We start from the raw sequence: 13,371 nt of genomic DNA on the forward strand, positions 1-13,371 counted from the left end.
GGGAGCGCCGATTTTAGCAACGGGCCGGCAAATGCGTCAGGCAAGTGCCGGCCTCATCTGTCGTACCGCTCGTAGCGTTCAGAAATCGTAGCGCACGTTCAGCATTGCGCTGCGTGGCTCGCCCCAGGTATAGGTACTATAGAAGTCCATCATCGTGTAATACTTCTTGTCGAAGATGTTGTTCACGGTAAGTGAAGCAGACAACTTCTTGTTGAACTGATAGCGGGCCATGGCATCGAACAGCCAGTAGCCATTGATGGTGTGGCGTACCGTGCCGGCGGTCGGTCGGTACACATCCCCCCAGGTCTTGCTCTGCCAGCGCGCGCCACCACCCAGTGTCAGGCCACGCAGGTCACCCTCGAAGCGATAGCTGGTGTAGAGCATGAACTGATGTTCAGGCGAAATGGTCGAGATTTTTTCACCATCCTGTCGTGCCACCTGATGGTTGTAGCCGGCCTGGATCTGCCAGTTCGGCGTCAACTGACCTGAAATCTCGGCCTCGAAACCCTTGGTCTTGACGCCCTGTACTGCCCGGAAAGCATCGCCACCGCTGGGTGTTCTGCCCCCTGTTGCCACCGCATAATTATCCTGTTGGAGCTGGAATACCGCCAGGCTGGCATTCAGGCGTCCGTCCAGAAATTCGGCCTTGATGCCCGCCTCATAATTCTCTCCCTTGAGCGGGTCCAACGTACTGCCTGATTCTGTCTGTTCTGACTGTGGCTTGAAGATACTGGTATAGCTGGCATACACCGAGAAATTGCGATTCAGATCATAGACAGCCCCCAGATAAGGCACGACCATGTCGGACTCACGGATATCCTCACGCTTGTAATTGGCAAGGCGTGCGCCAAGGATCAGCTTGAAATCATCATGCAGATTGAGCCGGGTCGAGGCATAGAGGCCGTTTTCTCGGGTCACTTCATGATTGGTAAAGACACTGCCCTGCGACCAGTCAGGCTCGGGCACGTTGCCGTTCCACTGGTAGTAGTCAGCAACGGCATTGTTATATCCAGTCTGTGCCCCCCGCCCGGTATTGCGCCAGACACGGCGCGAAATGCTGCCACCCAGCACCAGCTCGTGCTCGCGGCCAAACAACTCATATGGACCGCTGGCATAGAAATCCCCTGCATTGCTGGTCGTCTTGCCCTTGTAGCGCCCCAGCCAGAGACTCGTACCCGATCCATTGGCGGGGTCGGGATTGCCGGCGGCTGCTGCGCCCAGCGCGGCATCGTAGCCATTGATCTGGTGGTTGAGCTGCAGCTTGGCCATCCAGCCGTTGTCGAAATGATGCTCCAGAGTGGCAAAGGCGCTGCGCGTGTACTGTTCCCAACGGCTCCAGTTGGCACCATTGTTGAATGAACGCGGCATGTCATTGAAATTGCCATTGCTGTCGTAGATCGGGATACCACCCCAGCTCGACGCCTTGGGATCATTATCCTGCCAGTCCGCGCCCAGCGTCAGCAACGTATCGGGCGTGAGATCGACTTCAGCGATACCGTAGAACACCGTGCTGCGTCGTGAATAGCGATCGACCTCGGCGTGCTTGTCCTGCCAGGCTGCCACTGCCCGGCCCCGGATTCGGCCCGAGGCATCGAGCGGACCGCCCACATCCAGCTCGGTCCTGTAGGTATCCCATGAACCGGCAGCAGCACTCAGGTGCCCCTGGAAATCACGAGTAGGCTTTTTGCGGATCAGGTTGAGCGTTGCTCCGGGATCGCCGCTGCCGGTCAATAGCCCTGTGGCCCCCTTGAGCACCTCAACGCGATCATAGATCGCCATATCGCTCAACGTATTGCCTGCCGAATAGGCTGAATTGCGCTCCATCGGCATGCCGTCATACTGGAAATTCTGGATCGCAAAGCCACGTGCCAGGTATTGTGTCCGTTCACTGTCATAGGTCACGATATTGACACCCGGCGTATGACGGATCACATCGTCAATCGAGGTCAGGTTGAAATCATCCATGCTCTGGCGTGTGACCACGCTGATGGACTGCGGTGTTTCGCGCGGCGTCAGTACCATGCGGGTTGCGGTGGCAATCGTACCGGGGGTATAGGAACCACTGCCTTCTGTGATGTCACCCAGCGCATTGGCCATGACCGTGACCTGCTCCAGTGACTGTACGGTCTCCGATGACGTATTTTCGTGGCGTGGCTCCAGGATGTAGCCATCGGCCGTGCGCACGGCTGCATAGCCTGATCCTGCCAGCAACAGGCGAAAACCCTCGGCAATCGAATGACGCCCCTGCAAGCCTGCTCCCGTCCGGCCCTCGAGGGCCCCGGCATCCATCACCAGCGCCACGCCGGACTGGCGTGCGAAATCGTTGAGTACTTGCTGCAACGGCCCTGCCGACACGTCATAGGTGCGAATACCGTCCGGATGCTGGGCCGTCTGCGCCAGAGCCGTCTGGCTGGTCCAAGGCGACAAGGCAGGCAACAGCACCAGTGCCATGCCGATCGCGGCGGCAAGGGGAGCCCGGTTGAATACCGGACGAATGGAAAAACGGGAAACCATGTCGAGTCCTTGTGAGGTTGCTTTCCTGCACATAGACGGACGAGTTGAAAAAAGCGGAACCTGCTTATGGCTGTTGCACCCCGACCCAGGTGAGATACGGTGTCATGCTGCGCAATCTGAGCGCAGGAAAGCTGCGCTGCAGCAGTTGCAGCGCCTGCTCCGGCCGGTCCAGCGGCAATACTGCGGACACCCGATAGCGGGCCAGGGCCTGTGTATCGAACAGCAGGTAGCCACGCCGGTGGCGACCCAATTCTGCCAGCACTTCTGGCAAGGGTCTGTCCTGAACGATCAACTGATGATCATGCCAGGCCTGCTCCGTCGTAGCGATATCAATGCGTTGCTGTGGACCGTAGCCGGCTGCCGTGACAGCAATCTGCTGCCCTGCCTCAAGCACCCGGGTTTCAACGCGATCTGCTGGCTGTATCGATACTCTGGACTCCAGCATGGTCAGTTGTGCCGCCTCTGGCGTCAGGCTGACAATAAAACGGGTCCCCAGGGCCTGCATGTCGCCAAACGGGGTTACCACCACGAATGGCCTGTCAGGATCGGGCGCGACATCGACCCAGATACGCCCCTGCAATAGCCTCACAATCCGGCGTCCGCCTGACAGCTCGATATCGACAGCCGTGCTGCCATCCAGTGCCAGCAGCGTACCGTCCGCCAATTTTTGCTGCTGCCATTGCCCCGCAGGCGTGCTGACATCGGCCAGCAGAATAGCGGCGGGATAGGCCCTGAAGAACAGCCAGACCGGGATCGACAGCAGCAGGCACAGCACGGCCATGCGTACGTTGCGGCGCAGCCGTTCGCGACGCCTGCCGATGTTCTCGAAACTGTGCTCGAGCGCGCGTCGCGCCGGACCGGACAGCGCACTGTCTCCAGCCCCGACCTGTTTCACCTGTCCGATCAATGCTTCCAGAGCCGATGCCGCTTCGGCATGCAGCGGGTCATGTTGCTTCCAGCGCTCGAACTCATGTTCGATCGTGCGGCGATCCTCGGTATCGTCGTCCGAACTCAGGCGCACCAGCCACTCTGCTGCCTGGGCACGGATGGTTGGTTCGTCACGCATGATCGGGAAATGCCGTCTGGCAATGCAGCAAGGCCTGCACCAGGTATTTGCGCACCATGCGGGTCGAGACGCCCAGGGCCTCGGCAATGGTGCTTTGCGGCATGTCTTCCAGATAATGCATGAGAAACGCCTGGCGAGGCCTGGGAGGCAGGGACTCGAGCATGATGCTGATGAGTTCGAGCGCCTGCAGTGTCTCGAGTATCTGTTCGGGCGAAGGATAGCCAGGGCAGGATTCCGCCATGGCTGCCAGCTCGGCGAGATAGCGCTGCTCGATCATTTGCCGGCGCGCCCGGTCGATCAGCAGATGCTGTGCAGTGGTCGTCAGAAACGCCTTGGGGGTACGCATGCCAGATAGCGCATCCCGCGACAGCATGACCTTGAGGAAAGTATCCTGAGTCAGGTCTTCGGCATGATGCGCGCAGCCCAGCTTGCGTCGCAGCCAGCCGTAAAGCCAGCCGCGATGATCGCTGTATAGCTGTTCGATCGCGCCTTGCAGCGATTTGTCTGTCTGGAACATGCCAAATAAATCGATGTGATTCTCATTTTATGTTCCAGAATAACATAAACGTCACTCACATACCCTTGGCCCGGATCAAGCCAAAGGTGCTGCAGCCGCAGCCAGCCCGATGCCTGCTTCCAGACTGCTGCCAGCCATGGATTGAAAAGCCTGTTCTGCCGCTTGGATCCGATTTTCGACAGAGGTAACATCCTGAGCTGTCTGCCTATCCTGCTTTGCCGTTTCCTGAAGTTTTTTCTTGATGGCCTCAAGCAGCGATTTCAGCGCCTGAATCGTTTCCTGCATTGATCGGGCATCCTCCCGCTTCTGTCGCGCCTCCTGCTGCCGTTCAGCCGAAGCTGCCTGTCCGCGCACATCAATGACAGCACTGCCTGTCAAAGAGGCATTATCAGGGGATCGCGATGCGTCGGCTTCTTTCGAGGGCACATCATGTCCTGACGCTTCCTCCAATCCTGACACAGCAGAAAGTGAGGCTGTCTCTGCCTGTGCCCCTTCGGTCACCGCAGGTGACGCAGTACCGACGGATGCTTGCCCGCTGCTGCCTCCGTCAGCGCCACTTGAGCCCAATACCGCTGCCAGCCCCTGAATCTGCGAAGCCAGTTGTTTCAGTTGACGCAGGATACCCTTGACACTGGCACCATCCGACATCATCAGCAGGGCTTTGAGTCGGGCAATTTCGCGCTTGATTTCCTCCAGCCTCGCCCGTGCCAGTTCCTTGCGCGCGTCCAACGCATCCTGCTCCAGGCGTTGCAATGCTTCCGCCATTTTTCCAGTTTCCTGGAAACGCTTTTTTGCCCACTCGCTCAATGTGACCGACACATCAGAAAATGCATTTTTATCGGTATCAAGCAACTGTTGACTGCCAGGACTTTCCGATTTTCCTGTGGAACGTGGGGAATTCAAGGAAATCAAAGTGCCACTATTGAACGAAACGGAAGTCACCATACTGTTCTCTTCGCCATTTTCCCAATACTGGTATACGGCAGAAAAAAGGAATTTTTTACGGGCGACTCCGTTCCGGTTGCTTCAGCGCATATCGTTCATCCTGCACAAAACACATCAGGCATCGCGATCAACCGCAAAGGCCGACCAGGCCTGTCGTGTCGGCATGATCTCGAGACGGTTGATATTGATGTGAGCCGGCAATGTGGCCACATAAAAGATCTGCTCGGCGATGTCTTCGGCACTGAGCGGCGTGGTGCCACGATAAAGCTTGTCGGAAGCAGCCTGATCGCCCTTGGTGCGCACCAACGTGAATTCGGTTTCCGCCATGCCTGGGGCAATGTCGGTCACGCGTACTCCGGTGCTCAGCAAATCGCAGCGCAGGTTATAGGTAAATTGCTGTACGAAGGCTTTGCTGGCCCCATAGACGTGGCCGCCCGGATAAGGCCACTGCCCTGCCACCGATCCCAGATTGACAATGCTGGCACCGGCACCGGTCTCGATCAGTTGCGGCAACAAGGCATGCGTGACATTGACCAGTCCGGTCACGTTGGTGTCGATCATGGTGTGCCAGTCCTGCAAGGCCACTTTCTGGGCCGGCACAGGTGCCAGCGCCAGCCCGGCATTGTTGATCAGCGACGTTACCGGACGGAAATCCGCTGGCAGCGCATCGACTGCGGCCTGTACGGCAGCGGCATCGCGCACGTCCAGCGTGGCGATATGCACCGGCACCTGGGCGGCCAGTTCGTCGCGCAGGGCTTCCAGACGCTCGGTGCGACGGCCGGTCAGTACCAGCGACCAGCCGCCCTGCGCGAAGCGGCGGGCTGCAGCACGCCCAAACCCGGATGTTGCGCCAGTGATGAAAACGACCTTGCTCATTTCTGTACCCCCTGTGTTTGACAATCAGCAGATTATAATGATCGTCCCTGAATGAATAGCCTGCATATACGATGCGCCTGGGCCGATCCCGCCAAAGCAGCAATATAGAAGACCGCCGCCGGAATGGCCCGCGAGCAGGCCGTGCCGGCATCGGCCTGGGCACCATTGTCCTGGCACTGGTGGCGCTGTACTTCGGCGTCGATCCTGCCGTGGTGCTGCAAATGGCTGATCAGGGCGCCTCGTCACCGGCACCGGCCACCCAGACCACGGGAGCGCCGACCGACGCACAGGGCCAGTTTGTTTCCCGTGTGCTGGGCGAAACCGAAGATACCTGGCGCACCATTTTCAACGAGCAGACCAATGGTCGCTACCGCGATGCCACACTGGTGCTCTACCGCGGTGCCACGCCGACCGCCTGCGGCACCGGCCAGTCGGCGATGGGGCCGTTTTACTGCCCGGCCGATACGCGTGTCTATATCGACCTGGCCTTTTTCGACCAGATGGCCAGCCAGATGAATGCGCCTGGGCAATTTGCCCAGGCCTACGTGATCGCTCATGAGATCGGCCACCACGTACAGCACCAGCTTGGCACGCTCGAACGCGTCAATCGCCAGCGCGCTGCAGCGTCCACGAGCCAGGCCAACCGGCTGTCGGTGCGCCTGGAGCTGCAGGCTGACTGCTATGCGGGCGTCTGGGCCCATCATGCCGATGCCGCCCGCCAGATCCTCGAGGCCGGTGACATCCAGGCGGCACTGGACGCCGCCAGCGCCGTCGGTGACGACACACTGCAACGTCGCCACCAGGGACAGGTCGTGCCTGATTCGTTTACACACGGTTCCGCCCAGCAGCGCATGCAATGGTTCAGTCGCGGCCTGAACAGCGGACAACTCCAGGATTGCGATACTTTTTCCGTATCTCCCTGATTCCTCTATCTCTCAACATCATGTCCATCCCGCAGATTATCAGGCCGGCTGCCAATGAAAGCATGCTCGAGAACCCGTGCCTCAATTGTGGTGCCTGCTGCGCCCATTTCCGGGTTTCCTTCTACTGCGGCGAGATCAACGATGGGCAGGGAGGTTCCGTCCCCCCTGAGCTGACGACACAGATCGGCCCCTTGCGAGCCTGCATGAAAGGGACTGAACATGGCGGCGCACGCTGCATCGCCTTGCGTGGGGAACTTGGCCAGCCAGGTATCCATTGCGCCATCTATACCCTGCGGCCTTCCACCTGCCGGGACTTTCCTGCCTGGGAGCTTGATGGCAGCCCCAATCCGGACTGCCAGCGCCTGCGCATGAAGATCGGTCTGCCTCCCCTGCCCCCTCTGATCAACGAAGATGATGATGACCAGGATCCCAGCAATACGCCACCGGGCCAGCATGACATTGCCGCCTGAGGGCACAATTTGACCTAAAGCAAGCGCTTCATCGAAGATCACCGGCAGGCCTGAAGAACTGTTATAGAATCTGCGCATGCCCGCCCGACGCTACGCCCCTCGCTACGCTCATGGCTTCATGCGCCTTCTGGTCTGCATGGGCCTGCTGCTGTGGCTGGCCCGGGCCATGCTGCCAACCGGCTACATGCCCGATGGAGATGCCTTACGCCAGGGCAATCTGTCGTTGATATTCTGTTCTGCAGAAGGGCATGGCGATCCCGCCGCTCGGACCGCCTGGTACGAGCAAGAAGGCCAAGCACTGCCGGGCCTGCTCGATACCGGCGACGAAAGTCCTGCGACAGATATGGCGACCTGCCCATTCGCTTTGATGGCGGGGGCGGTCCCCCCACCATCCACACAGGCACTCCCCGGCCCCATGATCCGGCTGACGCGTGCCCCATTGCCAGTGCTCATGCTGCCGGCTGCGACCCCGGCACCCGCCGGGCCGCCTCTTGGATCACGGGCCCCGCCTGCCCATATCTTCACCACATAATTTCCGGACATATCTGTCCGGGCATGCCGTGCCACAGGCAGGGCATGCAGCACCATCATAGAGACAGAACAAAGGATTTTCCGATGAGTCTTCATTCAAGCCGGCGCCTGTTCCTTGCCGCCATGGGCGCGTTGACACTGGCCGTGGCCGGTTGCAGCCAGAGCGATGAACTGACCGATATCAATGGCATCGACCTCAGCACCGCCAATCTCGGCAAGTCATTCGAGCTGACCGATACCGAAGGCAATACCCGTACCCTCAAGGACTTCGATGGCAAGGCCGTCATGATCTTCTTCGGTTTCACGCAATGCCCCGATGTCTGCCCGACCGCACTCTATCGTGCCACCGAAGTCAAGCAGATGCTGGGCGACGACGCCGACAAGCTGCAGGTTCTCTTCATCACGGTCGACCCGGAGCGCGACACACCGGAAATCCTGAAATCGTATGTCACGGCCTTCGATCCGGGTTTCATCGGCCTGTACGGCGACCTGGATCGCACCGCCAAGACGGCACGCGACTTCAAGGTGTACTACGAAAAAGTCCCGACCGCGTCGTCCTACACCATCGACCATACGGCACTGAGCTATCTCTATGACACCAAGGGCCGCTTGCGCCTGGCGCTCAGGCATACCCAAACGGCTGATGAATACGCTGCGGATATCCGCAAAGTACTGGCAGCCAATTGATCGCCGTCACATCAAAGGAATAAGACATGAAAACCCTGATTACCCGTACCCTCGCCCTCGCACTGGCCACGACCGCTTTTTCGGCCTGGGCCGATCACGCTGACCATACCGCCCAGCATCAACCCGTTCAGATCGAACAGGCCTGGGTGCGCGCAACTGTACCCCAGCAGACCGCCACGGGAGCCTTCATGCTGATCACGGCCGATGCCGACAGCAAGCTGGTCAAAGCGGCTTCGCCCCTGTCGGACAAGGTCGAAGTGCATGAGATGAAGATGGACAACGATGTCATGCGCATGCGCCAGGTCGAGAACCTGCCCCTGCCTGCCGGTCAGACGGTGGAGCTCAAGCCGGGCGGCTATCACATCATGATTCTGGACTTGAAGGAACAGATCAAGGAAGGTGACCACGTCCCGCTGACGCTGACCGTCGAGGATGCCAGCGGTCAGCAGGCCGACATCGAAGTACAGGCACCTGCCCGCGCCCTGGCTGCCGGCAATGGTCACAGCGGCCATGGCGATCATGGTCAGATGCAGCATGATCAGTCGCACAAGCATTGATACGCGACTGGCTCGCACCTTGAGAACAGCACTGGGTACCAGCAGCATTGCCCTGCTGCTGGTACCCAGTGCCTCGGCAGCGGGTGACGTGCTGCCGCTGGCACGCCAGAAAACCTGTATGTCCTGTCATGCACTGGACCGCAAAATGGTCGGCCCCGCCTACCAGGATGTGGCGGCTCGCTACGCAGGACAGCCTGATGCCGTGGCACGACTGACACAGACCATCATGCAGGGCGGTCGCGGCAACTGGGGTCCTGTGCCAATGCCACCGAGCCCCAGGGTCACGCAGGTCGAGGCAGACCAACTGGCACGCTGGATACTTTCGCTGCAACCATGACGGCGCGACAACAACTACTGATCGGTCTGCTGACTGGTGCACTGGCCTGGTGCCTGGGCTATCTCATCGCGCCACCCATGACCGGGCGTACAGCGCTCGGCTACCAAGCACTTCCCGAAGGCATGGCTGTGGCCGCAAGCACCGGCGAACAATCCATGGTGGACAACGGACGCCGCCTCTATGCCGATGCCTGCCTGTCCTGCCATCAGCCCCTGGGACAAGGACTTTCCACAGTCTTCCCCCCCCTGCGTGGCACAGACTGGGTCACAGGCTCGCCGGAACGGCTAGTCCTGGCAGTACTGCATGGCATTACTGGCCCCATTCAGGTCAACGGCACAACCTTCAACAGTTTTATGCCTGGTTTCAGCCAGCAACTCAATGATGAGGAGCTGGCTGCTGTCCTGAACTATATTCGCAACAGCTGGGGCAACCAGGGCAGCCCCCTGGATTCCACCCTGGTTGCCGACGTGCGTCAGCGCTCGGCAACACGCCAGGCCCCATGGCGCAGCCAGGCAGAACTGGAGTCATTCCTGGACGATCTTTTTCCTGAGACAACGGAGCCAGGCACCCCATGAAGCCCTTGCAGAAAACCCTGCTTGCCATTGGTGGCGTGCTGCTGCTGGCCGTGGCGGCACTCTACCCGACCACCCGCGGCTTCCAGGCGCTGACAGCCGATACCGCGCGGCGCGTTGAACTGGCCCAGGATCCCAGGCCGTTGCCATCCATGACGCTGGTCGACCAGCAATGGCAGGCCTTCGACCTGCAAGCCTATCCGGGCCATCCGGGCCGCTGGACCGTGGCAACGCTGGTCTACACACAGTGCACGGCCATCTGCCGCGCCAGCGCCACCGGGCTGGCGTATATCCAGGAGGCACTGGCTGAACATCCGGCACTGGAAGGACGCGTGCAGTTGCTGACACTCAGCTTCGATCCGGCTCGCGACACGCCTGAGCAACTCGATACCTATGCACGCCAGTTGCGGGCACGCGCTGACATCTGGCGCTTTGCCACCGTGACACAGGAAGCCGACCTGCTGCGTATGCTGAACCTGTTCGATATCATCGTACTGCCGGATCGCATGGGCGGCTATGATCACAATGCAGGCCTGTTCCTGATCAACCCGGAAGGTCGCATCATGCGTGCCTACGACGTCACCCGCCCAGATCTTGTGCTGGCCGATCTGCTGGCATTTTCCGCACTGGCACCATGACACTACGCCGCTGCTGGTCCCATCCCCTGATCCCCGGTCTGCTGTTGCTGTTGACCGCACTGGCACGCCCCTGGCTGGAAGCCTCGATGGCACGACACATGGCGCTGGAATTGCCGGCCCTGTTCATCGTGGGCTGGCTGTCGGCACGACATCTCAGACCTGCCGCGGGCACGCCGTTCTGTGCCTGGAACCAGGAAGGCATCCCGGCCCTGCTGCTGGCCTCGCTGATCACACTGTTCTGGATGATCCCTCTGGCACTGGATGCAGCCGTCCTCGACCCAGCCGTGGCGGTGCTGAAAGTCTGTTCGGTCATCGCTGCCGGCTTGCTGGCCGGCTGGTGCTGGCCCCGCCTGCACCTGATCGTGCAGGCCCTGTTTCTCTTCAACTGGACCGCCATGAACCTGCTGATCGGCATCCTTTACATCGGAGCCCCCCAGCAATTGTGCAGCACCTATCTGGCTGACGACCAGCTCTGGGCCGGACGTGGTCTGATCACCTGGAGCATGGTCGCCATGGGTGGCTGGATCGGCTGGTGGGTCTTTCAGTTAAGGCGCAGGTTGCGCTGAATCTGAAGACTGTCGATCAGATCGGCACAGCTCATCGGCCTTCCGAGCAGGAAGCCCTGAGCCTGATCGCATTTCTGGCGTTGCAGCCAATGATGCTGGCGTTCGGTTTCTACCCCTTCAGCCAACACCTCCAGCCCCAGCTTGTGCGCCATGGCAATGATCGCGCTGACTACGGTCGCCTGGCTGTCGGCCTGCTCGATTTCATTGATGAAAACACGGTCGATCTTGAGTCGCTGTACCGGAAAGCGGATCAGATAGGATAGGCTGCTGAAGCCCGTGCCGAAATCATCGATGGCGATGCTCACACCACGCTCACGCAACTGCGTCAGGATCGGCAGTACATCCTCGACACTATCCATCAGCGAGGTTTCCGTAATCTCCAGCTCGATAAGGCGCGGATCAGCCTCGCATTCCCGCAGGGTATCGTTCAAACTCGCAAGAAAGTCTTCGTGGATCAGTTGATGCGGGGACACATTAATGGCAATCCGCAATTCCGGCTCGCCCAGCACTGCACGCACTTGCCCAATCTCTTCGCAAGCGCGACGCATGACCCAGGCTCCTATCGGTACGATCAGGCCACTGCTTTCAGCAATCGGAATGAACTGATCCGGACCGACGCTGCCCCAGACCGGATGCTGCCAGCGCAGCAATGCCTCAAGGGCGACCACCTTGCCGGTCGCCACATCATATTGCGGCTGATAGGCCAGCCAGAACTGATTGCGGTCAATGGCTGTTTCGAGTGCCTGCTCAAGCTCGTGGTGACGCGCCACGCGCTGGGCCATTTCCTGAGAAAAGGCCTGACACTGTGAGCGACCGCGCCGTTTGGCCTCGTACATGGCCATATCCGCGTACATCATCAGCGCGGCTGAATCCGTGGCATGATCAGGAGCCAGACTGATACCCAGGCTGGCCGTAATACGGAATTCATACTCATTGACGCGAATTGGCGTACCCAGGCGTGCCAGCAGTTTGGCGGCCAACCGCCGAGCATTGTCGAGGCTGCCGATATCAGGCAGCACAACGATGAATTCATCCCCTCCCAGCCTGGCCACCGTATCGCTTTCACGTACGGCCTTGCGCAGCCTTTCGGCGACCTGAGCCAGCAGGTGGTCACCAATATGGTGTCCCAGCGAATCATTGATGCGCTTGAAGTTATCTAGGTCAATCAGCAACACACCCACCGAGTTGCCATACCGACTGATCCGTCTGAGCGCTGTATCGAGTCGGTCCTGCATCAGGACGCGATTTGGCAAACCGGTCAGAATATCGTGGTGGGCAATATGCTGGATATATTCATCGGCACGCTTGCGCTCGCTGATATCGAACGCCATCGCCAGAAAGCCTGACACCCCCTCGCTGGCATCCTTGAGCGCAGACAGTGTCAGTTGCACCGGAAACTTGGAGCCATCCCGACGCACATACATCCACTCCTGCCCGCTGCCGCGTGCATGGCTGGCATACGCGACAAACAGACTGAAATCCTGAGGTCCCGCATTGTCGATATGTGCATGCGACAACTCCTGGATTCGCAAGCGTATTTCTTCACCATCATGGATTTGCAGCAAATTGACCCGCCCGACCAGATCGGCGGCCTTGTGCCAGAGCATTTTCTCGCTGGTCGGATTCATGGATACGATCGTGCCCGAAAGATCCGTGGCGATGATCGAAAACGGTGCCGCCTCGATCATCGCTTGTGCCAGGTGCTGTGCCTTGGCGGCCTCGTTCTGGGCCTGCCTGCGTGCCGAGGCATCGTAGACCGACACCATCACCCAGGTTTCGCCATCGACCGGCAAGGCGTTGAGGCCCACCTCAACAGCCAGTTCCGATCCATCCTTGCGACGGCCCCTGACCTCGCGTGAGGCCCCCATGACCCGGCTGACCGGATTGTCCATGAATGAACGCCGCATCCCCTCGTGGCGGGGACGACTGCGCGAAGGAATCAGAACGTCGATGGACTGCCCATGCAACTGCGCCAGTTCATAGCCGAACAGGCGCGACGCATAAGTATTGGTATAAGTGATGATCCCGTTCTGATCTGTCAGCAACATGGCAAATGGCATCGAATCGACGATGCCATTCACCATGTTGCGCATTTCAGAGAGACCTGTTTCGTTTTGCTTCATGGAGGTCGATGTCACAAGCGACGACGATCGAGCGCTCCATCTGCATCAC

The 13,371-nt window shown here is 59.6% G+C and carries 15 protein-coding genes; 9 read left to right on the plus strand and 6 right to left on the minus strand.

The window, feature by feature from the left end:
• Nucleotides 1-78: 78 nt before the first annotated feature.
• From DD235_RS04475 to DD235_RS04495, 5 genes are all read right to left on the minus strand, one after another.
• Nucleotides 79-2,514, minus strand: a complete 2,436-nt coding sequence (locus DD235_RS04475) for a TonB-dependent siderophore receptor (protein WP_239990026.1) — start codon at nucleotides 2,512-2,514, stop codon at nucleotides 79-81.
• 64 nt (nucleotides 2,515-2,578) lie between these two features.
• Nucleotides 2,579-3,580: a FecR family protein gene (locus DD235_RS04480; protein WP_109060799.1), complete on the minus strand. Its 1,002-nt coding sequence runs from the start codon at nucleotides 3,578-3,580 to the stop codon at nucleotides 2,579-2,581.
• The gene (locus DD235_RS04485; RefSeq protein WP_109060800.1) at nucleotides 3,573-4,097 is read right to left on the minus strand and encodes a sigma-70 family RNA polymerase sigma factor; all 525 of its coding nucleotides are present in this window, start codon (nucleotides 4,095-4,097) and stop codon (nucleotides 3,573-3,575) included. The genes DD235_RS04480 and DD235_RS04485 overlap by 8 nt, the downstream gene beginning before the upstream one ends.
• A 75-nt stretch (nucleotides 4,098-4,172) precedes the next feature.
• Nucleotides 4,173-5,042, minus strand: a complete 870-nt coding sequence (locus tag DD235_RS04490) for a coiled-coil domain-containing protein (RefSeq protein ID WP_146193424.1) — start codon at nucleotides 5,040-5,042, stop codon at nucleotides 4,173-4,175.
• A 114-nt stretch (nucleotides 5,043-5,156) separates the two neighbouring features.
• Entirely contained in the window at nucleotides 5,157-5,918 is a 762-nt protein-coding gene (locus DD235_RS04495; protein ID WP_109060802.1) for an SDR family NAD(P)-dependent oxidoreductase, read from the minus strand.
• Nucleotides 5,919-5,989: 71 nt separating this feature from the next.
• Here DD235_RS04495 and ypfJ point away from each other — a divergent pair, with 71 nt between their 5' ends.
• The 9 genes from ypfJ (at nucleotide 5,990) to DD235_RS04540 (ending at nucleotide 11,199) form a co-directional block, all read left to right on the plus strand.
• Nucleotides 5,990-6,841 carry a KPN_02809 family neutral zinc metallopeptidase gene (ypfJ, locus tag DD235_RS04500; RefSeq protein WP_109060803.1) on the plus strand — a complete coding sequence of 284 codons (852 nt, stop codon included), beginning with the start codon at nucleotides 5,990-5,992 and terminating at the stop codon, nucleotides 6,839-6,841.
• 62 nt (nucleotides 6,842-6,903) lie between these two features.
• The gene (locus DD235_RS04505; protein WP_239990027.1) at nucleotides 6,904-7,311 is read left to right on the plus strand and encodes a YkgJ family cysteine cluster protein; all 408 of its coding nucleotides are present in this window, start codon (nucleotides 6,904-6,906) and stop codon (nucleotides 7,309-7,311) included.
• A gap of 76 nt (nucleotides 7,312-7,387) precedes the next feature.
• Complete coding sequence (locus tag DD235_RS04510; protein ID WP_109060805.1) at nucleotides 7,388-7,843, plus strand: DUF2946 family protein; 456 nt, start codon at nucleotides 7,388-7,390, stop codon at nucleotides 7,841-7,843.
• A gap of 83 nt (nucleotides 7,844-7,926) precedes the next feature.
• Nucleotides 7,927-8,529, plus strand: a complete 603-nt coding sequence (locus DD235_RS04515; protein WP_109060806.1) for an SCO family protein — start codon at nucleotides 7,927-7,929, stop codon at nucleotides 8,527-8,529.
• Between the two features lie 26 nt (nucleotides 8,530-8,555).
• Nucleotides 8,556-9,086 (plus strand): copper chaperone PCu(A)C, encoded by a 531-nt coding sequence (locus DD235_RS04520; protein ID WP_109060807.1) that lies wholly within the window; start codon nucleotides 8,556-8,558, stop codon nucleotides 9,084-9,086.
• A complete protein-coding gene (locus DD235_RS04525; RefSeq protein ID WP_193519544.1) occupies nucleotides 9,064-9,423 on the plus strand; it encodes a c-type cytochrome in 360 nt (119 codons plus the stop codon). The genes DD235_RS04520 and DD235_RS04525 overlap by 23 nt, the downstream gene beginning before the upstream one ends.
• Entirely contained in the window at nucleotides 9,420-9,998 is a 579-nt protein-coding gene (locus DD235_RS04530) for a c-type cytochrome (RefSeq protein WP_109060808.1), read from the plus strand. The genes DD235_RS04525 and DD235_RS04530 overlap by 4 nt, the downstream gene beginning before the upstream one ends.
• Complete coding sequence (locus DD235_RS04535; protein WP_109060809.1) at nucleotides 9,995-10,633, plus strand: SCO family protein; 639 nt, start codon at nucleotides 9,995-9,997, stop codon at nucleotides 10,631-10,633. The genes DD235_RS04530 and DD235_RS04535 overlap by 4 nt, the downstream gene beginning before the upstream one ends.
• Complete coding sequence (locus tag DD235_RS04540) at nucleotides 10,630-11,199, plus strand: DUF1404 family protein (RefSeq protein ID WP_109060810.1); 570 nt, start codon at nucleotides 10,630-10,632, stop codon at nucleotides 11,197-11,199. The genes DD235_RS04535 and DD235_RS04540 overlap by 4 nt, the downstream gene beginning before the upstream one ends.
• On the opposite strand, the gene DD235_RS04545 is transcribed toward DD235_RS04540, so the two are convergent.
• Complete coding sequence (locus DD235_RS04545; protein ID WP_109060811.1) at nucleotides 11,175-13,322, minus strand: putative bifunctional diguanylate cyclase/phosphodiesterase; 2,148 nt, start codon at nucleotides 13,320-13,322, stop codon at nucleotides 11,175-11,177. The two genes, DD235_RS04540 and DD235_RS04545, sit on opposite strands and share 25 nt — an antisense overlap.
• Nucleotides 13,323-13,371: the final 49 nt, after the last annotated feature.

Origin of the sequence: Corticimicrobacter populi (genome assembly GCF_003123725.1) — a bacterium.
Classification (GTDB): Bacteria; Pseudomonadota; Gammaproteobacteria; order Burkholderiales; family Burkholderiaceae_B; genus Corticimicrobacter; species Corticimicrobacter populi.